The following is a 21,247-nucleotide window of genomic DNA, read 5'->3' on the forward strand; positions in this document are numbered from 1 at the left end:
TTACCCAACCGCCTCGCCTTCAGTCGGCGGCGACACTTCACAGGAATTCTCTAAAAACAAACCCGCGGCGCACAATGCCACGCCCCCCAGCGCACTGGCCGCCACGCCCGGGGCATCCGTCCCGGCCGCCACCAGCTGCCCGGCGTGCGGAAGAACATAGACGGCCATGCCCACATAAACGCCGCCGACGATCGCCCCCGTCCACGCCGAGGCCTTGCCCACCACCAGCAGCTGAGCCGCCAGCACCGGGTTGAGCTGGCTGCGGTCCAGCCCAATGCGCCCGTCCTCCTTGCGCGACCGAACCTTTAGCGCAAAATAGACGCACAGCCCGGCCATGACCCACAGGGTGACAGACACCGTCACCGGGATGGGCGGCAGGGAGCCATAGAACCGCCACGTTCCTATCAGCGCCAGCGCGGCGCAGAACCCGCCAGCGGCCACCAGGGCGGTCACCGAGGTTTTCTTCATGGTTGATTCACACCTCCAAGGGCCCGTCGGCGCGCACGGCCGCAACCTCGTCGGGGTCAAGGCCCGCCACAATCTGCGCGACCGGCTTTCCCCCCAGCGTGGCATGCGGATCGATTTCTAGCCAGGGCACGAGCACAAACGCCCGGTTGTGGGCCTGCGGGTGCGGCAGCGTCAGCGTGGGGTCTGCGGAGGTGATCTCCGCGCCGCGCTCGTCCCACGCGGCCACGATGTCCACGTCCAGGGTGCGCGGCCCCCACCGGCGCAACCGGGTGCGCTGCGCCGCCTGCTCTAATGCCCACCCGCGGTGCAACAGCTCCAGGGGGGTATCTGGGGTCTCCACGATGAGCGTGACGTTAAGAAAGTCCGGCTGGTCCGTGACCCCCCACGGCGGGGTGGCATAGACCTGGGATTGGGCGCGGACCTGGGGCCCAAAGTGGCGCGGCACGCTGGCCAGCAGCGCGCGGCGATCCTCCATGTTGGACCCGATGGACAGCACGGCGCGCACTATTTCGCCCCCGTCAGGCCTTGGGTCTTGCGGGAGCGGCGCGCCACCACGGCGACGTCAGCGAACGTGTGCGGGATGGGCGCCTGCGGCTTGTGCACGGTGACTTCCACGGCGTGCAGCTGCGGGAACTGGGCCATCGCGGCATCGGCAATGCGCCCCGCAACGGCCTCAATGAGGTCGCACGGCGGGCCGGTGAGCACCTGGTAGGCCAGCTCCGCGAGCTGCGCATAGTTGACGGTCTGGGTCAGGTCATCGCTTGCCGACGCCCCCCGCAGATCCGCCCAGCACACAACATCGGCAAGGAAGGTCTGCCCGACGCGCTTTTCTTCCGCAAACACCCCGTGGTAGCCAAAGGCCTCCAGGCCCTTCAGCTCAATGCGATCAGCCATGGTGGGCCTCCGACTCTGCGGTGGCCTGTGCCGCGCCTTGTGCCCACGCCTGCGCCACGTCCACCGCGTCGCGGGAGACCGCCACATCGTGGACGCGCACCCCCCAGGCACCGGCTTGTGCGGACAGTGCGGTGACCGCGGCGGTGGCGGGGTCGGCGTCGATAGGCGTGGAAGCCAGGCCCCGATCGGCGCGAATGGCGGTGAGGAAACGCTTGCGCGAGGCCCCCACCAGCACCGGAAAGTCCTTCTCAATGAAACTGGGCAGGGCGTGCAGCAGCGCCCAATTGTCCTGGGCGGACTTGGCAAAACCCAGGCCCGGATCCACCACAATATTGTCCGGGGCCACCCCGGCGCGCACCGCCGCATCCGCCAACCGGCGCAGCGTGGAGTGCACGTCCGCGACCACCCCGCCGGTATGCTCGGCGCGCCCGGAGGCGTCCCCAAAGCGCACGGTCTTCCAGTGCATGAGGCACACCGGCAGGTTCGTGCGCGCCATGGCGGCGTACATGTCCGGGTCCGCCAGGCCGCCGGAGACGTCATTGATCATGGCCACGCCGGCCTGCGCGGCGGCCACCGCGGTGGAGGCGCGCATGGTGTCCACGGAGGTGGCAATCCCGCGCTGCGCCAGCTCCCGGATGACCGGGGCGACGCGCTGGGCCTCCACGTCCGCCGGGACGCGGGTGGCCCCCGGGCGGGTGGACTCCGCGCCCACATCGATCATGTCCGCGCCTTGTTCCACCAGCTCGATGCCGTGGGCGATGGCGGCGTCTACGTCCAGGTAGCGCCCGCCATCAGAGAAGGAATCCACCGTGACGTTGACTATGCCCATGACCAGGCAGCGCCCCGGAACCGTCAAATCAGCTACGCGCACGGTCATGCCCGCCGCCTTTCTCCTTGAAACCTGTGTGTGGTGAAGAAGCTAACCTTTGATCAGGCTCAGCGCCTCCGCGCGGGAGGCCGCGTTGGCCTTAAAGCCCCCGCGCACCGCGGAGGTCACCGTGCGCGCCCCGGGCTTGCGGATACCGCGCATGGCCATGCACAGGTGCTCGCACTCGATGACCACGATCACGGACTGGGCGCGCAGCTTATCCACCAGGGCGTCTGCCACCTGGGAGGTCAGCCGCTCCTGAACTTGGGGGCGCTTGGCAAAGCCGTCGACCAGGCGCGCCAGCTTGGACAGCCCGGTGACTTTGCCTTCCTTGTTGGGGATGTAGCCCACGTGGGCGACCCCCATGAAGGGCAGCAGGTGGTGTTCGCAGGTGGAGTACACCGGGATGTCGCGCACGAGCACCAGCTCTTGGTGGCCTTCGTCGAAGGTCTTGGCCAGCACCTCGGTGGGGTCGGTGTGCAGGCCGGCGAAGGTCTCCTTATACGCCCGGGCAACCCGCGCCGGGGTTTCGCGCAGGCCTTCGCGGTCCGGGTCCTCGCCGACGGCGATGAGCAGTTCGCGCACGGCCGCTTCGGCGCGGGCCGCATCAAATGTGCCCGCGGCGGTCATGGGCGAGCCTCCGGGTCGTCCGGTAGCTGCGGCTCGGCGTGCTCGCCGGGCTCCTGCACGCCCGGGGTAGGCGTGCGGGGTACCTCGCCTACGCGCGGGCCGTCGATGACGCCGGGGGTTTCCTCCGGGGCCGCCTCAGCACCGTGTTCGGATGCCGGGGTTGCGCTGGTGTCCGGGTGGTCGGGGCGTTCGCGCTCTGGCAGGCGGAAGCCGATCATCTCTTCTTCCTTCGGCGGCGTGGCGGGCGCTTCTGCGTTCCCTGGCTGGGCGTCCTGGTTCGGGTGTGCCGCATAGGGGTTGGCCGGCGCCCCGCCCTGCTGGCTGGCGCCCTGCGGGGTGCTGCCCTGCGGGGTACCACCCTGCTGGTTGGTTCCCTGCGGCGGCCAGCCGGGCACGGTCCAGCCCTCTGGCGGCGGGGTGCCCTCGTAACGCGGAGTTACCGCGGTGGCGGTTCCCGTCGCGGTGGCGCCGGAAGGCTGGCCCTGCGTGTTCTGCTTGGCCAGCTGCGCCTGGCGCTTGGCGCGCGCGGCGCGGGATGCCTCCAGGAGGCTAAACGGCTTGGGCGGTTCTTCGCCGCGCTCCAGGGCCAGCTCGGTGGGGGTCTTCACCGGTTCGCGGCCTTCCTGGCGGGGGAAGCGCACGGGCTCGTCGGGGAAGACCTCGCCGGCGCTGACCGGCTCGATGCCGGTGAACAGGGCCTCCAGGTCCGGGCGGCGCAGGGTTTCTTTTTCCAGCAGCTTTTCTGCCAGGCGATCCAGGTAGTCGCGGTGGCGCGAGAGGATCTCATAGGACTTTTCGTGCGCCCGGTCGATGAGGTACTGCACCTGGGAGTCAATGTCCGCGGCGATGGCCGGGGAGTAATCCAGGGTGCCGCCGGCTCCGCGGCCGGAGAACGGGTCGCCCTGTTCCTGGCCGTACTTGACGGTGCCCAGCAGCGGGGACATGCCGTATTCGGTGACCATGGCGCGGGCGATTTTGGTGGCCTGCTCGATGTCTGCGGACGCCCCGGTGGTGGGTTCGCCGAAGACGAGCTCTTCGGCGGAGCGCCCGCCCATGGCGAAGACCAGCCGGGCGAAGAGTTCGTCGCGGTTGTACATGCCCTTGTCATCCTCGGCGGCGGTCATGGCGTGCCCGCCGGTGCGCCCGCGCGCGAGGATGGTCACCTTGTATACGCGCTCGATGTCCTTGAGCGCCCAGGCGGACAGCGTGTGGCCGCCTTCGTGGTAGGCGGTGACCTTCTTTTCTTTTTCGGAAATGACCTTGGAGGAGCGCCGCGGCCCGCCGATGACGCGGTCGGTGGCCTCTTCGAGGGCGTCGGCAGTGATCACGTTGCCGCCGATGCGGGCGGTGAGCAGCGCGGCCTCATTGAGCACGTTGGCCAGGTCCGCACCGGACATGCCGGCGGTGCGCTTGGCCAGGGCCTTCAGGTCAGCGTCGGGGGCAAACGGCTTGCCCTTGGCGTGGACCTGGAGGATCTTTTCCCGGCCGGTCAGGTCCGGGTTGGTCACCGGGATTTGGCGGTCGAAGCGGCCCGGGCGCAGCAGGGCGGGGTCCAGCACGTCCGGCCGGTTGGTGGCGGCCATGAGGATGACGCCTTCGCGGGCGCCAAAGCCGTCCATTTCCACGAGCAGCTGGTTGAGGGTTTGTTCGCGCTCGTCGTGCCCGCCGCCCATGCCGGAGCCGCGGTGGCGGCCCACGGCGTCGATCTCATCAATGAAGATGATGCAGGGGGAGTTTTCGCGGGCCTGCTTGAACAGGTCGCGCACGCGGGAGGCGCCCACGCCGACGAACATTTCTACGAAGTCCGAGCCGGAGATGGAGTAGAACGGCACCCCGGCCTCGCCGGCGACGGCGCGGGCCAGCAGGGTTTTACCGGTGCCGGGCGGGCCGTAGAGCAGCACGCCGCGGGGGATTTTGGCGCCGAGTTCGTAGTAGCGGGTGGGGTCCTCCAGGAAGTCTTTGATCTCCTGGAGCTCATCAACAGCATCGTCGGCACCGGCAACGTCCGCGAAGGTGTTGGTGGGCATGTCCTTGGTCAGCTGCTTGGCCTTGGAGGATCCGATGCCAAACATCCCGCCGGACTGCATCCTGGTCATCAGGAACATGAGCACACCGAAGAGCAGCACCATGGGCAGCAGGAACGTGGCCATGGACATGAGGAAGGATTCCTTGGTCACGGAGGTGTCATACTTCTCCGCGCCGGAATCTGTCACTGCCCTAAACACGTCCGGTGCGGTGCGCGCCGGGTATTGGCTCATGACCTCCTTGACGCCCTCGCGTTCCTCTACCTTGATGGGCTCCTTGAGGGTCAGGCGGACGCGCTGCTCGCGGTCGTCGATACGCACCTGATCCACGTTGTGGTCCTTCAGCTGCGTCATCACCACGGAGGTGTCTACCTTTTGGAACCCCCGAGTATCGTCGGTAAGCAGGGAAAATACGTAGAAAAGTACCAGCACCACCGCGGCGGTGGTGCCGAACTGAATAATGCGCTTATTTTTCATCTACATCTAGATCAGACCCGCAGGGCCGTTGGCGTGGCCCGGGCTCGCGTCTTTTCCTTATCTTGTCTCAGCTATCAGCAGGATGCGTGTTGTGCTGTTGAAACGTTGCAGCGAACGGAGACGTTCCCGCCCGGGCCTACTTGGTGTACACCTCAGGCTTGAGCGTACATAGGAACGGCAGGTCACGGTACTTTTCTGCGTAGTCCAGGCCGTAGCCGACCACGAACTCGTTGGGGATGTCAAAGCCCACGTCCAGCATGTCCACCTTGGCGGTCTGCGCCTCCGGCTTGCGGAACAAGGAGATGACTTCCAGGGACTTCGGGTTGCGGTGGCGCAGGTTGCGCATCAGCCACGACAGGGTCAGCCCGGAATCGATGATGTCTTCCACGATGAGCACATCACGCCCGGCGATATCAATGTCCAGGTCCTTGAGAATGCGCACCACCCCGGACGAGGTGGTGGAGTTGCCGTAGGAGGACACGGCCATGAACTCCATCTGGGAGGGGATGGACAGTGCGCGGGCGAAGTCAGTCATGAAGAACACCGCACCCTTAAGCACGCCGACGAGCAGCAGGTTGTCCCCGGAGTCGGCGTAGCGGCGCGACATCTCATCGGCCATCTCCTGCACGCGCTCCCGCAGCTGCTCCTCGGAGACCAGCAGGGCCTCCAAGTCCTGGCCATACTTGTTGTCCGGTACGTCGTAGTTCTTCTGGTCGTGCATGGCTCCGCCTTCTTTTCTTCGTCTCTGCGCCGCCCCCTGGGACTCAGGCCACAACGGGATGCCGGCGCTGGCTGTTGATAAAGACACTGTAGGTCACAGTAAGACTCATTAAGACACTGCCAGTCTGCCATTAAGGCACCGGTGCCAGCCAACCTAGCAGGCCCTATGCTCGCTTGCCGACGCCCCGCGTCCCCCTCCTCCTCCCCCACCGTCACGCGCGCGCCGCCGCCCCGAGCGCCGCCGCCCCGGGCACTGCCGTGGCGCGGGCTGTCCTGGTGGTCCTGGACCACCCGCCGGGCCCGTCGGTTGCAGGTAGCATCGACACATGGCTGACAATGACGCCACCGATGAGCACCTGCCCGCTCCGCAGCACCGGGCGAGTTCGGGGATCACTGGGGGTGCTGGGATCGTGGCCACCGGCACGCTGGCAGTCATCGGCGTGTTCGGGATTGTGGCGGCAGCGCTCGGCGTGCCTGGCCTGGCACTAGCGCTGGTGTTTACCCTCGCCGCCCTGGCCGCGTGCGCAACGTTGGTGTGGTCCGCACTGCGGAACACCGCCCCTCCAGAACAGCCCACGCCGGCCATGCCGCCCGCCGACGCGCAGCCCGAACAACCAGAAGACCAGGCCCAGCCCGAACCACTAGACCTCGACGCAGCCAAAAAGGCGCTCCAAGAACACTCCTTTACCCCGTGGCAGGAACCTCCCGCACGCCCCACGCCAGTTGAGCGCGACATCCTGCCCCGCACGGCCACCCGCGCAGCGGAGCTGGGCTACTCCGTGGACAAGCTCTTTGCCGCCCTGGACGCCAAGCCGCCACGCCGCCGCACCGGCTACCGCGGGCGCTGGCTCGTTGAACTTCCCGGCATGGACGTCATTGTTGCCGATGACTCCGCAACCGTCCTGGTCGTCTACCCGGAAGGCGAAGGCCTCGCAGCCTCCCAAGCCCCCACCCCGCGGGCGATGCCCCGGGTTGCCGGCACCAAGAAGGACGACCGCGCCCCCATGCCCCACAGCGTGGCCGAGCTGCTACAGCTATGCCGCAAGCACGGCTTCGAGGTGGATGGTTCCTCACGGCACTTCAAACTCACCCACCCCGACCACCCCGGCGTGTACTGCTCCGTCTCACGGACCCCATCCGACTACCGATGGGCCTACAACTGCATCACAGAGATTCGCCACAAGTTCGACATTGACCTGCGCGAGCCGCTGGAGTGAGGGGCTGAAGCCGAACACTCCAGGCAACAACCACAGCGCAGCGGGCACGATGCCGTAATATAAGCCGTGATAGATCCCCGGTCAGGCCTCTTCCCCACGTGGGTAACGCACAAATGACCGGGGCCGTTCTTTTCTGTGAGGGGGCTAACTGGGGTCCACAACTGGCTGAGTTCCACGTAGTGGAGTGAGCGCAGGGGTGACCACCAAAGTGCGGGTACGCCCAAAGACAGCCGACTTTACGCTTATCGACGCCCCACTACTTCTTCCTATTGGTACGCACCCGATGGACGAATACGGCAGTGACCACACCCACCAGGAGCATCCCGAGCCCCCAAACGGATCCATAATTTGCAGCCAGCATCACAGCAAAGACTGCGGCCAACAGGGTCACGATGTACGCATTAGCTTCAATACTGGTGAAGTTCTTCATCGCTGTGTTGTCCTCTCCATGAGTGAGACTTAGGCGTGCCCGGTGCGCTCCCGGTGCTTGCACCCCGGCCAGCAGCACGGCCGCCGCTTGCCCTCATGCAATTCCTCGCGGGTGCGCCGGATACGCCTAGTGCGTGTTTCTGGCTTCTTGGCGTCTTCCACCCAGCACACAAACTCGTTGCGCGCCAAGGGCGTGATGTCCTCCCACAGCTCCAGGGCCTCGCGATCTCCCAGCAGGGCATCGCGCAGGTCATCGGGTAGCTCATGGACCACGCCACCGGATACGGAATCGGTCATGGCCACTAGGTTACTGATTGCACCCCGCCCGGCGCTAGGGCTGACCTAGGATGTTTCGCATGACTCATGCTCCTGCCGCACCCCACCCCACGAACCCCACTGAGGCGGTGAACGTTGAGGCCCAGCGCCGCGCGGCCGCCCGCAAGTTCGCAGCCAAGTGGGCAGGACGCGGCTATGAAAAGGGCGATACTTCAAGTTTCTGGCTAGAGCTGTTGGGCTCTGTGGTGGGCATGGAGGATGTGACCACGAATGTACGCTTTGAACAGCGCACCATTTCGCGCGGCTACATTGACGTGGTTATCGCGGACGCGAAGACGTTTATTGAGCAAAAGTCCCTGGGCGTGGACCTGGACAAGCCCGATGTGCGCCAGGGGGAGATGGTCACCCCGTTCCAGCAGGCGCGAAACTATGCGGATACGCTGCCCAATTCGCAGCGGCCTGACTTTATTATCGTGTGCAATTTTGGCACGTTCCGCATCCATGACCTCAATAGTGTGACCGCGCACGAGCCTGCCGTCGAATTTGAGCTCGCCGAGCTCCCCGACAATATTCACCTGCTCGATTTCCTCATCGACCCCCAGCGGGCCCGCCTCAAGCGCGAGGAAAAGGTGTCCATGGACGCCGGCGAGCTGGTGGGCAAGCTCTACACCGGCCTGCGCGCCCAGTATTTGGACCCGGACACGGAGGCCAACCAGCACGCGCTCAACGTGCTGTGCGTGCGCCTGGTGTTTTGCCTTTTCGCCGAGGACGCCGGGCTCTTCCAAAAGGACGCGCTGTTCCACTACCTCGACGGCGCGCCACCGCACCTGGTGCGCGGGATGCTCAAGGAACTTTTCACCGTGCTTAACACCCCGGTGGAGAAGCGCGACCCGTATCTCTCGGATGATTTGAAGGTCTTCCCCTACGTCAATGGTGGGCTGTTCGCGGCTGAGGAGGAGATCCCCCATTTCACCCCGGAGCTGCTTAGCCTGCTCTTGCAGGAGATCTCCCAGAACACCAACTGGGCCCAGATCAGCCCGACGATCTTCGGCGGGGTCTTTGAATCCACACTCAACCCGGAGACTCGCGCTAAGGGAGGCATGCACTACACCTCCCCGGAGAACATCCACAAGGTCATTGATCCGCTGTTCTTGGACGGCCTTAAAGACGAGCTGGCCGCGATCCTCGACGATGCCTCCCTCGGCCCCATCAAGCGCAACAACCAGCTGAAACGCTTCCACGACAAAATCGCCGGGCTAACCTTCTTCGACCCGGCCTGCGGCTCCGGCAACTTCCTCACCGAGACCTACATCTCGCTGCGGCGCATCGAAAACAAGATCCTCTCGGTGCTTGTGGGCGACCAAAACGTCCTCGGCTTCGATGACATCGGCGCCACCCCCTTAAAGATCTCCCTGGACCAGTTCTACGGCCTGGAAATCAATGACTTCGCCGTCGCCGTCGCATCAACCGCACTGTGGATCGCCCAACTCCAGGCCAACATCGAGGCCCAGACCATCATCACCACCAACATCGCGGACCTTCCGCTTCGCGACGCCGCCCACATCCACCACGGCAACGCCCTGCGGGTGGACTGGACCGAGGTCCTGCCCCCAGAGAATTGCCATTACATCATTGGCAACCCGCCGTTTTTGGGCGCCCGCAATCAATCGAAGGAGCAGAAGGCCGAGCTCAAGGACGTCTTTCCCAAGGGCACCAAGAATGTAGGCAACATCGACTACGTTGCTGGCTGGTACATCAAAGCCGCTGAGTATATGGGCGACTTTCCTGTCCGCACAGCATTCGTATCAACCAATTCGATCTGCCAGGGTGAGCAGGTTGCCAACGTGTGGTATCCCATCACTTGCCAAGGCTTCCGGATCAATTTCGCCCACGACACATTCCGGTGGGGCAACGAGGCCGCCCAACAGGCACACGTATTTTGCGTCATCGTTGGATTCTCTAAACAAAATGACCCCGTGCGCCTGTATCACCACCCCGGCCCCGATGCAGAGGCACACCTGCAACTACCAGGCAGATTGAACCCTTACCTTGCCGACGCACCTGATGCGTTCGTGTGGAATCGTAGCAAGGCCCTGTGTGCCATCCCTGCGATTGGCATCGGGAATCAGCCCATCGATGGCGGCCACTACCTCTTCACCCCAGAAGAGAAGAACGACTTCATTAAAGCGGAGCCCTACTCCGAATCATTTTTCCATCCTTGGATCGGGGCCAGAGAATTTCTGCAGGGTTCCGAACGCTGGGTCTTGTGGCTTGGCAACGCAACTCCAGCGGACTTCAAACGCATGCCACTGGCACGAGAAAGAGTGCTGGCAGTTCGGGACTTTCGCTTGTCAAGTAAACGCATATCCACGCTCAAACTCGCTGAATCACCCACCCGTTTTCAAGTGGAGAAAATGCCAAAGGGAAACTCCATTGTTGTTCCTAAAGTATCTTCTGAGCGGCGCAGCTATATCCCACTTGGTTTGATCGAACCCGAGATTTTCGCTAGCGATCTAGTTTTCCTCATCCCCAATGCCACCCTGTACCACTTCGGGGTCCTGCACTCGCAGTTCCACAATGCGTGGATGCGCACTGTCGGCGGAAGACTCAAGAGCGATTATCGCTACTCCGGCGGGGTCGTCTACAACAACTTCATCTGGCCTCAGCCTGACGCCACGATGAAAAATTCAATCGAACGCTGCGCCCAATCCGTCCTCGATGCCCGCGCTCAATACCCGGATTCAACTCTCGCGGACATGTATGACCCCGATAATGCGTTCCTCTATCCCGCACTGACCAAGGCACATGCTGGGCTCGACACCGCGGTGGAGCGCGCCTACGGCGTGGACTTCTCTGATCGTGATGATGATACCCGGGAGCAGGCCATCGTTTCCCACCTGTTCAAGCTTTATGGGGAGGTCATAGGTGAATAAATTACGCCCGGCCATTATCCCAAACATCGTCACCCCTCAACGTTCATCTGCCATCAATCGACTTGCAGTAATTCAAACACGTACCAGGCGTGCCAATCATTACCTAATGCCCAAATCTTAATCCCCCGTCTAGTTTCCTGCAGGTCCCACAGTAGAAAAGGAGCAGATACCTGTTAGCCATCAGCCAACTTGACCAATAACCATGAGATAATACCGCAATAATCCAAATAATTACCAATGAACCATATCGACAACTAAACACGAGGCACACAATTTTGGACCTATATTCACGTCCAAAATACCGCTCCCCCTGCCTCATCTATGCCCTACAACGCGCCTCGAAGTAAAATTTACACTTCGAGACGCACCGTAGCTTGCAACATTTACGCCCGGAAGTGGATATTGACCCCTTCGCTAACCATCTGGGCATATTGTGCCAGTTCTTTATTAGAAACTGACCCTCCATGCTTCTTGAAGATAGCCGCAATACGAGGCTTTATCACCGCAACCGGCTTGCCCTTGTAAGAGCGGGCGAGTGCAGCGAAATCTCGCTCGTATCGTTTCGCAGTTTCCTTCGCGATCGATTGGGTAAGTTTACCCAGAGTTTTCTCATCGATGTAGGAATTCACAGCTAGACCCCCTGCCTGATCGTGGTGTTTGGGTGTCGGTTAGCTGCCGCTTCTGAGACGAATCGGCCTGTGATTGCAGATCGGTAGACCGACCTATTGCCCCCGTTCCCCACCACCTCGGTAGTCGTGGTACGGGGACTCCGCACTGCCGTAGCAGCTCTCACGAACCGTCCCGTAGAAGCGCTTCGATGGACTTTGCGTGTCATGCGACACCTACTTTCCGGCTTTCGCCAAATGGTGAGCGCTGCGCACGAAAAGCTGTAGACTAGGGAGCCTAGCCACCAAACTAGCCTCTAGCCCCGAGCTGTCCGCAACCCCGACGCTCGGGGCTTTTGGCGCTCATGGGCATATATTACATCACGGAATTACATCACTGTAGTTTTTGCGCTGCTCCTGTGGATAACTTTTGCCAAGCTGTGGATAACCCCCCTCCCGTATGTAGCTAACCCACCATACGTATAATGGATCACACTTCTGTTTCGGTTCTGCCAGTCACGCCGAGCCTGGTCTGACATAGACACTCGACAGGATGTCAGCGAGATTGAAGGTGGTGACGTCCTTCTATGGGGGAGGCGTCACTGAACCCTTTTGGCTTTCACACGGTTCGGCTACGCGTACGCGAAGTGACGACCTGATGGAAATTGTGCTCAATAGACTTCTTGATTGAGGGCGAGAGCTCCCGTTCGGGTGGACATGCTTCTAGGGGAAGTTGTGGATCAGGCAATGACTTGTAGTTGATCTTCGTACTACCGGTGGCTTCCCAGCCTCCAAGGTTTGCGGGTGTTCAAAACGGAAGCCCCTCAATGCTTGCCTCGAATCGGCCGAGCAGGACTCTTCACTAAGCCCTAATACCGGCTGAACACCACATGAGCCACCTTCCTTGAGCCTCCCCTGCCACGAACTGAATACTTGCTGCTACTTCACTGCTCCGTACTCGCCCTTTCCACCACCAACCCCCCATCCCTGCGCACGCGCACGCCACCGCTCACGTCCACCGGGCCTTGCCCATGCCAGGTCATCACCAGGGCGTCGACGGCAGCCACATGATTCTGGGTCACCCGCCCCCCGGCGTCGCGGATCAGGCGTGCTAGTGCCCGGGAGCGCACCGCCGGGGGCAGCGCGGCCAGCGCCGCAACGTCAGTGGGGTCCACGCTCGCGGCCCACTGTTCTACTGCGGCGGCGTCGGCGGCGGCGCGGGTGGCAGCACCGGCGAGTGGAGGTGCGGGGTCGGCGTGCAGGGCGTCGGCAAGCGTGGGCAGTAGGTGGCGCACGGCGACGCGCCGGTAGGCAACATCACAGTTTTGCGGGTCGTGCCAGGGCTGTATTCCCAGCTCGGCGCATGCCCCGTGGGTGTCGGCGCGGCGCACGGCCAGCAGAGGGCGGTGGAAGCAGTCGCGCACGGGGAGCATGCCGCCGGGGGTGGCGCGCAGGGCGGCAAGCAGGAAGGTTTCGGCTTGGTCGTCTAGCGTGTGGCCCAGCAGTACCGGCGCACCGCAGGCCGCGGCCTGCAACGCCTCCAGGCGTGCCCGGCGCGCAGCCGCCTCCATCCCGCCTTCCCCAGCGACGGTCACGGGCAGCACCCGGGTGTTAGCTCCCCACGCCCGCGCCTGCTCGGCGGCACGCGCCGCCACCGCACCAGAGCCCTCCTGAAGTTGGTGGTCGACGATCAGCGCCGTGGCGGCCAGGCCTTCGGCAAGCACCCCGGCGAGCAGCGCCAGCGAGTCCGGACCGCCAGAAAGCCCCACGCACACCTCGGCGACCCCGGCCAAGTGCGCGCGGACGTGGCGGCGCACCCCCAGGCGGACCTGGAGGAAATGCGGCGGATCGTGGGGCAGGTTAAGCATCATGCAGCGCGGAGGCCAGGGCGTCGAGCGCCCCGCGGGCGGCGGTGATCTGCGAGCCGTTAGAGATCATGCCAAAGCTATACAGCCGCCCAGAGCGGCTGACCACCGTGCCAGCCAGCGCAGACGTGTTGTCCAGCGTGCCCGTCTTGGCACGCACCCACCCGCGCCCATCCAGCTGCCCGTAGCGCTGCTCCAGCGTCCCGGAACCGCCCGCCACCGGCAGGGTGGGCAGCAGGGCGCGCAGCTGCGTATCCGTCGCCGCGGAGCGCACCAGCGCCTCCAGCAGCGCCGGCGGGATCCGGTTATCCACCGACAGCCCCGAATTGTCCTGGAGGGTCACGCCTTCAAGGTCAAAGCCCGCCTGCGCCAGCACCTCCAGCGTGGACTGCGTGGCCCCAGCAGCGTCCGCGGTCACGCCCCGGTGCACCGCCACCTCCCGCCCAATGGCCTCCGCCATGACGTTATCCGAATGCACCATCATCGCCGCGATGCGCTCACTCAAGCTTGGCGACGCCACCTTGGCCACCACCGCAGCCCCCTGCGGCGCAGTCGCCTGCCCCACCGTGGTCACCCCCAGCTGCTCCGCCAGCGCCGCCGCCACATCGTGGGCGGGAGTATGCGAGCGCGGCACGTCACCGTCTACCTCCCCGCCCAGGCGCGCGCCGTTAATCATCGCCGGCTCCAGCGGGGCCACAAACCCGGCATCCACATCCGCCGGATTCCAGCCCTGCAAAATCGTCTCCCCCGACCACACTGACGTATCAATGAACACGCCCGTGACCTCCGGGTGAGCGGACTTGATCTGCTCGGCCAGCTCCCCGATGGCCTCCTTGGTCATCCACACATCGCCCGCGGCCTTAATCACCACCGTGCCCGGCAGCTCTCCCTCCACCACCTGGGTGACAATGCGATCTTGGGCGCCCAACTCCACCAGCGCCGCAGAAGCGGTGAGCACCTTGGTGGAGGAGGCGGGGCGCAACGGGGTGGTGGAGGCGGCGTCGAGAAGCACCTGCCCAGAACCCACCTCCGTGACCTTCGCCCCAAACGTGGCCAACGCAGGATCCGCGGCCAACTGCTCCAGGCGCGCACGCAACGCCGCCACATCCACCTCACCGGTCGGCTGCGCCGGCTCCAACAACGGCTGCGGAGCCACCACCTGCACCGCCGGGCCGTGCTCCAACGCGGCATAACGCTGCTGACACGCCACACCCACGCCTGCCACACCGGCAACCACCACCGCGGTCGCACTCGCCGCCGCTATCCACCACGCCTTCTTAGTCATCGCCTCACCACAGTAGCCGCCCAACCCCGCCCGCGGCAGACACGCCACAACCAAACCCGCACACGCCCCGGGCTAGGATGGAAGCCGGTTCCGTACGGCGTAGGCACCCGCGCCCACGCCACCAACAATCAACATGAAGGAGCGCCCACCGATGAGCGTTGAAGTGACCGTGGAGATCCCCAAGGGCTCACGCAACAAGTATGAGATCGACCATGAGACCGGCAAGGTCCACCTGGACCGCTACCTGTTTACCCCCATGGCCTACCCCGCGGACTACGGCTACATCGACGGCACCCTCGGCGAAGACGGCGACCCGCTCGACGCCCTGGTCATCCTGCCCGAGCCCGTCTTCCCCGGCGTCATCGTGGAAGCCCGCCCCGTCGGCGTGTTCAAGATGACCGACGAGGCCGGCGGCGACGACAAGCTGCTGTGCGTCCTCGACGACGTGCGCTACGAGCAGTTCCAGGACATCGAGGACATCTCCAGCTTTGTCAAGGACGAAATCGAGCACTTCTTTGTCCACTACAAGGACCTGGAGCCCGGCAAGGAAGTCCACGGCTCCGGCTGGGGCAACAAGGCCGAGGCAGAAAAGATCCTCGCCGAGGCCATCGAGCGCGCCGGCAAGTAGGCCGCGGGCTTCAGCTGGGGGCTCGGGGGCTCAAAGATAAGCGGCGCGGGGGCTCGGGGGCTATTCGCCTGCCTGGCGGTAGCCGCGGCGCAGGTCATCGACAATGCGCGGATGATCCAGCGTCGACGGCGCCAGCTCGCGCGGCTGATTATCTGCCCCAAAAACCTGCGCGGCGGCCAGCACCTCCGGGGTGAGATAGCGCAGCTGCGGTGCGCCGTCGGGCAGGGCCAGCCGCGTGCCGGCCGGCCCGCACAGCTGGAAACCCCAGTCCCCAAACGTGGGCACATGCACGTGGTAGGGAATCGTCGCCGCGCAGCCCGCATCCCGCAGCGTGGCGCCAATGCGCCAAAACACATCCGGGGTGGTGTAGGCCGACGTCGCCTGGACCACCATGCGCCCCTGCGGGCGCAACACCTGGCGGGCCAGGGCATAAAACTCCGTGGAATACAGCCGCGCCATTGTTTCATTGTCCGGGTCAGACAGGTCCACGATCACGGCATCGAAACGCCCCGGGCCGCGCTGGGCGCGCAGCCACGTAAACGCATCATCGGTGATCACGTCGACTCCCGGATCCTCCAACGACCCGCCGTTGTCCTCCCGCAACACCGTATTAGCCACCCGCACCATCTCCGGGTCCAGCTCCACCTGGGTCACGCGCGCACCCATGCGCAGCAGCTCGCGGGCGGCCAGGCCGTCCCCGCCGCCGATGACCAACACGTCCTGCCCGCGGCCCCGCAACGCCGGGTAGACCAAAGACTCCGTATAGCGCGCCTCATCCCGGGTGGAATACTGCAAACCCCCGTTGAGGAACAGGCGCCTGTCCTTACCCCGCTGCGTGACCACAATGTCCTGGTAGGCCGACTGGTGGGCATAGACCACCGGGTCCGCATACAGCTGCTGGCGCGCCGTGGTCACAATGCCCTCGCTGCGCACCAGCAGCGTGACCAGCACCGCCAGCGACACCCCCAGGGCCACCATCGCGGCGCAGAAGTGGCGAAACGGCATCCACGTGCGCAGCAACACCACCGCCACAAACGCCGCCGCCACCACGTTGACCACCCCGGCGGCCATCGTCCCGCGCATGAGCCCCAGCCACGGCAGCAAAACAAACGGCCAGGCCAACCCGCCCAGCAAAGCACCGCAGTAGTCCGCAAAGTTCAGCGTGGACACCAGCCGGCCCACCGTGGGGGCATCCGCCTGCCGACCACGCTGCACCAGCACCATGAGCAGCGGCAACTCCGCGCCCACCAACACGCCGATCAGCCCCGTGGCCACCACCAGCACCGCGGTGGACTGGCCCACCAACGCGAAGAACACGTATAACACCACGGCGCTGACCCCGCCGATCAGCCCCAGGGCCGTTTCCACCGCCAGGAAAGCCTGGGCGGGCCAGTGCACCAGCGGGGCCGCGGCCAGCGCGCCGGCGCCCAGGGCCGCCACATAGCCGGCCACAATCAGCGAGGTCTGCACCACCCCGCCCCCGTTGAGCGAGGTAGACAAGCTGAGCAAGGCCAGCTCATACACCAGCCCGGAGGCGGCACAAATGGCCACCGAGACCAACAGCAGCCAGCGCCGGGATGCGATCATGACATGCACGCGGCGTTAACGCAGGCCACCACCACCAGGCACACCCCAGCTACCACGACGCCCGCGCGCAACTGCGGGTCACGCACCACGTCACGCACCCGGCCCGGAATAAGCACCTCAATGACCACCAGCGCTACCGCTTGGATAACCAGCCCCACCACGGCATACACCGCCGTGTACACCAGGCCAGCAGCCACAGCCTCCGGGGAATGAACAATCGCGCTGACCACGATGATGCCCAAACTGATCTGCCCCGCCGCGGCAAGCACCGCCGCGTTGGGCAGGTGGTGGATAAACACCAACTGGTGCAGGTTGCCCGGGGTGAGCGCATCAAGCACGCAAAACCCCACGACGAGCACCACCGCGGCCACCGCGAAGTAGGCCACCGTGCCGCCCACGCCGCTGACTAAGTCCTGCACAAACTGCGTATCCATGTTTTTCCTCCGCTACCTGTGCGGTGCGCCGCGCACCGCGGGAATCTGCCGCCTACTTCACCCCACCCCGGGAGCCGGACGATCCGCCAGACGACCCGCTGGGCGAGGACGGACTAAACCCGGGCCCCAAGAAGATCAGGCCTCCGTTGTGGACGCGCCCCAGGTCCTCCTTGGTCACCTGGCAGGTCCCGCCCGCGGCGTGGACGCGGATGATAAAGCGGGAGTAGCGCAGGTAGATGTCCCCGGTGGCGTCGTCAGTCGCCCGCGCCTGCGGGGTGCCCAGGCGCTGCTCAACGTCGTCCGCGCTAGCCTCCGCCGACTCCGGGTGGGTGCACTGCCCCGTCACCTGGTCAGCGGAGCGTTCCTGCTGCCGATCCCCAGAACCGGAGCCGCAGCCGATCATCAAAAACAGCACCGCGAGCAGCGCCAACAGCAGTGCCAGGACGTAGTTTCCACGAGAGCTCATAGTGACACCTTGCTTTCCGTGCGCACGATGGTGGCCTCCCCCGGGTAGAGGTGCACGCTGCGCCAACTCCAACCATCCGCAGTCGCCGCCCCGCACAGCGCGGTCAGGTGAAACGGGCCCGCCCCAGGGAAGCGGCCAACCAGCCAGCCGCCGCGCTCGAGGTCTGCCACCAGCGCGCCGGCCTGGGCCACAAAATCACCGGCCACGTCCACGCGGCTGCGCAAGCAGTAGCCCGCGCACTCGTAGCGGGGCGGCAGGGCAACGTCGCAGGTGGGCGCGGGGGTGGGGACGGGGGCGTCGCTAAGCGAGCGGCACGAGATCTCCTCCCGCCACACCAACTTATGCGCACCGTCGCGCACCGAAACCACATGGGACGCGCCAATGATCCCCAACTCCAGTGACCCGGCACCCGCGCGCACCACATCGCGCGCCAACAGCGGCGCCTCCGGGCCATTGAGCCGCAGCAACAAATCCCCGGCGCGCGTGTCCGCGGGTGCCACGGACAACTCCAGCACCCGGCTCACTGCTCTGGGGCCGGGTAGACAATGACCTCCCCGGAGCGCAGCTCGCGGCCCACCGAAACCTCCCAGGGACCAGACCCAAAGCGCTCCAAGCCCAGCAGCTTGCCGTCCGGACCCTGGTAATCCCAGTACTCCAGCGAGCCGGACTCCGGCAGACCCGTGGTGCCCTCCGTGGTGAAATCCGCCACGCCCGACTCCTTCTTCCGGTAGGTCACCCCATCGACGGTCACCTGCGGCGCGGGCGTGAGCTGAAGATCCGTGCGCGTCGTCCACCAGGACAAGTCCAACTGGCCTTCACTCACATCCACCGACAACCACTCCGAGCCACTGCCCCCATCAAGCATGTGCTCATGCCACACGTAATAGCCCTGCCGGACCTCCACGCTGCCGCGCACCACATAGTCCGTGGCACCATACGTCACGATTGCCCCCGGCCCCAGCATGTCCGGACCAAACTTCCGATCCGGCGTCGCCTGCGCCAGCGGATCCTGCCGCACACCGCGGCGCTGCTGCTGCTCCTTGCGCGACGCCTGCGCGCCCCGCATAAGGAAGTACACCGCCGCCGCCCCCGCCACGAGTGCCAGAATGATCCACCAGTAATTCATTGCACCTCACCTTGTCCGGTCGCACCGGCCGTTGGACTGTTCCCCACATTCTGGCACACCCCAACCACCGACGCAGCGCCGCACGATCCTGCTTATCTTGCGTCCCCTCGCCGCCGCTTGTGCCGCAGCTCAGCGATTGCGGCCCATAAAGCTAGCAGAACATTCATGTGTAGTACAGAGCCGTCAATCGAGCATTTTGTTGCCTATGACTGAAAGTGATATTCAAAGCTGGCCAGACTCCTGATCACTCCCTTAAGAATTACATTTTCCTGTTCTGGATAAAATGGTGACACACTATCCCTCATCGATCCACATTAAATTGCGATGATCCCATGTACGGTTCCGCCGAGCAGTTTCGACACACAGGAGGGGGTTGAGCAAAAGACCTGCGACACGAAGCGCTTCTTCTATATTATCCAAACCCGACTCAACATTACCGAATCCTCTAACAATTTCCGGATACTTCAATAACCATTCATCATCCGGGACCACAAGCGTGCTTGGCAAAGAGAATCGTCGAACAACCTGTTGCTCATCCAATGCTCTCTTAAGATCAGCATACTTCACAGAAAGTGACCTAGCCATGAGAGCGAGGTCATAGAGATCACGGTAACGTGTGGAAGGCTTACCGGGGGGATTTGATCCATATCGTTCATACATTGCGCAGACTTTATCCGCCATCTGGTTTGCAACCGGATACACATAAACAAAAAACTCTTGAGGCAAAAACTCCGTGACCACCTCAAAGGTAGCACTGACCGTTAAAGGCTCTACTACATCAGCAGCTTTTATATCACCGCTGACGTCGACCGTAAAATGGACTAGTTCGTTGTGCTCCACTCCATATCTCACCGAAACACTTATTCGCTCACTTTCAACTGCCCCACCCGATCTCGTAGACTTTGGATGTGACAATCGAAATTCGTACGGCCCAGTCCTCTTTCCATTCATTGTGTCTACAAGGATCTCGGCAGATTCCCAAGATGAAGTTGTGTTTTCTTGACGGTACAAATCTAAATCCTTAGTTTGCCGCGCTCCAGGAATCCTACAATAAATTCCCGAACCACCCTTCAACACCCAACCAGATTGGCTCTCCATTACGAGATTGAGAAAGGTTTCTCTAAAAAATTGGTTGTAAGCGTCCGTAACGCTCTTTCCTTTGCTCTTGGCTTCTTCCTTCAACGCAGAAGAAATTTTCCCGTGGGTTCTTCTAGCCTTTGGCTTTTGTGCCATCACCATCACGCTCCCTATCCTCATCATAATTTGGGACCATTTGTTCCTGTAGGCCTTGAACGAATGGTTCAAAGATGGCTGGATTAGGCGTAGGTATTTTCAACTCTCTAAAACGCTTAGCTAGATCAGGAAGTGGAGGTGTAATATTTTGCATCTCACGTACGGGCGTTCTCAAGTATTCTATGTCAAATTTGGGGCCGAGTAATCTCTGCATGCTGGAAAACATTGCCACATTTGAATATGTAGCAGCCCCTATTTGTTCCATCCATTTTTGTGCTATTTGTTGCTGTTTTAAAAAATCCTCCATTCGTTTCTGAATTGGACCTATGGCGTCTTCAATCATGGAGCTGAGCTTGTGCTCGGTTTCATCGACGGGGAACCGTGAAGAAACCAGGAGCTTTAATCCACGAACATCTTTGGCTTTTAGTCCAAATTCGACTTCGAGTCCAGTGACCGCTTCTAGCAAAGTTTCCTGGTCTATCAGTTCATTGGCCGCAGCGTCTGCAACAAGGTTGAGCAGATGGTCCGCCTCGTGCCCATCGCGAGCAAGGTCAGCGATCGTTCGTCCGACCGTCGTCACCGGTAGACGTGCGCGTGGGTGAATCACCCAGTCTTCCTCAGCAAAATCAGCCGTATGGAACGTGACCTCTGCTTGCCGGCTTCGACGTCGGGTCTTCGTGGTGAAGTGAATGCCGTCAGACCACAGGTCCCCAATACCCCACAACTCTGCCGCGGTGGTATGGGAAACCACCGCTTCGCCAGCGTGTTGTGGGTCGGTCAACCTATCTGCTGCCATGAGATCTGGTTTCAACGCGAGCCACTGGGCCTTGAGCTCCAATTCGGCGGATTGTGTTGCTCCAGGTGTGACGTACACACCGTGCCGGACCCGTTCCAACACCCCACTTCGGGTCAGTCGCGACAGAGTTGGCACATCTACCCCCTGATCCTTCGCCTGCGCAGACGTCACCAGCCCCCATTGCTGTGACGCTAGGTCACCCACAATCTCCAAAGCTTCTGCGCTGTCCATGGCTCAAAAATTAGCACAGTCGGAATTTTCGTGCCACCTGCCCTAGCTTTCGTGG

General features: G+C 63.3%; 22 protein-coding genes. 3 read left to right on the plus strand and 19 right to left on the minus strand.

Features of this window, described 5'->3' with window-relative positions; all coding sequences use genetic code 11:
* The 7 genes from LH390_RS10025 to hpt all read right to left on the minus strand — a co-directional run bounded on the left by LH390_RS10025 (position 1) and on the right by hpt (position 6,082).
* Positions 1-468: a DUF3180 domain-containing protein gene (locus LH390_RS10025; RefSeq protein WP_227281461.1), complete on the minus strand. Its 468-nt coding sequence runs from the start codon at positions 466-468 to the stop codon at positions 1-3.
* Between the two features lie 7 nt (positions 469-475).
* A complete protein-coding gene (gene folK, locus LH390_RS10030; RefSeq protein WP_227281460.1) occupies positions 476-973 on the minus strand; it encodes a 2-amino-4-hydroxy-6-hydroxymethyldihydropteridine diphosphokinase in 498 nt (165 codons plus the stop codon).
* Complete coding sequence (gene folB / locus LH390_RS10035) at positions 973-1,362, minus strand: dihydroneopterin aldolase (RefSeq protein ID WP_227281459.1); 390 nt, start codon at positions 1,360-1,362, stop codon at positions 973-975. Before folB ends, folK begins: the two co-directional genes overlap by 1 nt.
* Positions 1,355-2,233, minus strand: coding sequence for a dihydropteroate synthase (folP, locus tag LH390_RS10040; protein ID WP_227337409.1), 879 nt, complete (start codon positions 2,231-2,233; stop codon positions 1,355-1,357). Before folP ends, folB begins: the two co-directional genes overlap by 8 nt.
* A gap of 48 nt (positions 2,234-2,281) precedes the next feature.
* A complete protein-coding gene (gene folE / locus LH390_RS10045; RefSeq protein WP_227281458.1) occupies positions 2,282-2,860 on the minus strand; it encodes a GTP cyclohydrolase I FolE in 579 nt (192 codons plus the stop codon).
* A complete protein-coding gene (gene ftsH, locus LH390_RS10050; RefSeq protein ID WP_227281457.1) occupies positions 2,857-5,361 on the minus strand; it encodes an ATP-dependent zinc metalloprotease FtsH in 2,505 nt (834 codons plus the stop codon). Before ftsH ends, folE begins: the two co-directional genes overlap by 4 nt.
* A gap of 136 nt (positions 5,362-5,497) precedes the next feature.
* A complete protein-coding gene (gene hpt / locus LH390_RS10055; protein WP_227281456.1) occupies positions 5,498-6,082 on the minus strand; it encodes a hypoxanthine phosphoribosyltransferase in 585 nt (194 codons plus the stop codon).
* A 325-nt stretch (positions 6,083-6,407) separates the two neighbouring features.
* Here hpt and LH390_RS10060 point away from each other — a divergent pair, with 325 nt between their 5' ends.
* Positions 6,408-7,298, plus strand: coding sequence for a hypothetical protein (locus tag LH390_RS10060; protein ID WP_227281455.1), 891 nt, complete (start codon positions 6,408-6,410; stop codon positions 7,296-7,298).
* A gap of 256 nt (positions 7,299-7,554) precedes the next feature.
* Here LH390_RS10060 and LH390_RS10065 read toward each other — a convergent pair whose 3' ends face one another.
* Together LH390_RS10065 and LH390_RS10070 are read right to left on the minus strand one after the other, a co-directional pair.
* On the minus strand, positions 7,555-7,728 hold the full coding sequence (locus LH390_RS10065) for a hypothetical protein (protein ID WP_227281454.1): 174 nt from the start codon (positions 7,726-7,728) through the stop codon (positions 7,555-7,557).
* A 29-nt stretch (positions 7,729-7,757) separates the two neighbouring features.
* A complete protein-coding gene (locus tag LH390_RS10070; protein WP_227281453.1) occupies positions 7,758-8,024 on the minus strand; it encodes a YdeI/OmpD-associated family protein in 267 nt (88 codons plus the stop codon).
* A 59-nt stretch (positions 8,025-8,083) separates the two neighbouring features.
* Between LH390_RS10070 and LH390_RS10075 the strand changes: the two genes are divergently transcribed.
* Positions 8,084-10,936 (plus strand): class I SAM-dependent DNA methyltransferase, encoded by a 2,853-nt coding sequence (locus tag LH390_RS10075; protein WP_227281452.1) that lies wholly within the window; start codon positions 8,084-8,086, stop codon positions 10,934-10,936.
* A gap of 383 nt (positions 10,937-11,319) precedes the next feature.
* Here the strand turns inward: LH390_RS10075 and LH390_RS10080 are convergent, their stop codons facing one another.
* The 3 genes from LH390_RS10080 to dacB all read right to left on the minus strand — a co-directional run bounded on the left by LH390_RS10080 (position 11,320) and on the right by dacB (position 14,691).
* A complete protein-coding gene (locus LH390_RS10080) occupies positions 11,320-11,565 on the minus strand; it encodes a hypothetical protein (protein ID WP_227281451.1) in 246 nt (81 codons plus the stop codon).
* A 920-nt stretch (positions 11,566-12,485) separates the two neighbouring features.
* Positions 12,486-13,412, minus strand: coding sequence for a tRNA lysidine(34) synthetase TilS (gene tilS, locus LH390_RS10085; RefSeq protein ID WP_227281450.1), 927 nt, complete (start codon positions 13,410-13,412; stop codon positions 12,486-12,488).
* Positions 13,402-14,691: a D-alanyl-D-alanine carboxypeptidase/D-alanyl-D-alanine endopeptidase gene (dacB, locus tag LH390_RS10090; RefSeq protein ID WP_227281449.1), complete on the minus strand. Its 1,290-nt coding sequence runs from the start codon at positions 14,689-14,691 to the stop codon at positions 13,402-13,404. Before dacB ends, tilS begins: the two co-directional genes overlap by 11 nt.
* 151 nt (positions 14,692-14,842) lie before the next feature.
* Here dacB and LH390_RS10095 point away from each other — a divergent pair, with 151 nt between their 5' ends.
* Positions 14,843-15,319: an inorganic diphosphatase gene (locus LH390_RS10095; protein ID WP_227281448.1), complete on the plus strand. Its 477-nt coding sequence runs from the start codon at positions 14,843-14,845 to the stop codon at positions 15,317-15,319.
* A 60-nt stretch (positions 15,320-15,379) separates the two neighbouring features.
* Here the strand turns inward: LH390_RS10095 and LH390_RS10100 are convergent, their stop codons facing one another.
* The 7 genes from LH390_RS10100 to LH390_RS10130 form a co-directional block, all read right to left on the minus strand.
* Entirely contained in the window at positions 15,380-16,906 is a 1,527-nt protein-coding gene (locus LH390_RS10100; protein WP_227281447.1) for a polyamine aminopropyltransferase, read from the minus strand.
* Positions 16,903-17,340, minus strand: coding sequence for a DUF350 domain-containing protein (locus LH390_RS10105; protein ID WP_227281446.1), 438 nt, complete (start codon positions 17,338-17,340; stop codon positions 16,903-16,905). Before LH390_RS10105 ends, LH390_RS10100 begins: the two co-directional genes overlap by 4 nt.
* A 52-nt stretch (positions 17,341-17,392) precedes the next feature.
* Entirely contained in the window at positions 17,393-17,806 is a 414-nt protein-coding gene (locus LH390_RS10110; RefSeq protein WP_227281445.1) for a DUF4247 domain-containing protein, read from the minus strand.
* Positions 17,803-18,306: a DUF2617 family protein gene (locus LH390_RS10115; protein ID WP_249214529.1), complete on the minus strand. Its 504-nt coding sequence runs from the start codon at positions 18,304-18,306 to the stop codon at positions 17,803-17,805. Before LH390_RS10115 ends, LH390_RS10110 begins: the two co-directional genes overlap by 4 nt.
* A 20-nt stretch (positions 18,307-18,326) precedes the next feature.
* On the minus strand, positions 18,327-18,932 hold the full coding sequence (locus LH390_RS10120; protein WP_227281443.1) for a DUF4178 domain-containing protein: 606 nt from the start codon (positions 18,930-18,932) through the stop codon (positions 18,327-18,329).
* A 294-nt stretch (positions 18,933-19,226) separates the two neighbouring features.
* Complete coding sequence (locus LH390_RS10125) at positions 19,227-20,171, minus strand: nucleotidyl transferase AbiEii/AbiGii toxin family protein (RefSeq protein WP_227326861.1); 945 nt, start codon at positions 20,169-20,171, stop codon at positions 19,227-19,229.
* Entirely contained in the window at positions 20,143-21,192 is a 1,050-nt protein-coding gene (locus tag LH390_RS10130; protein WP_227281442.1) for a type IV toxin-antitoxin system AbiEi family antitoxin domain-containing protein, read from the minus strand. The genes LH390_RS10125 and LH390_RS10130 overlap by 29 nt, the downstream gene beginning before the upstream one ends.
* Positions 21,193-21,247: the final 55 nt, after the last annotated feature.

It is taken from the genome of Corynebacterium uberis (assembly GCF_020616335.1).
GTDB classification, from domain to species: Bacteria; Actinomycetota; Actinomycetes; order Mycobacteriales; family Mycobacteriaceae; genus Corynebacterium; species Corynebacterium uberis.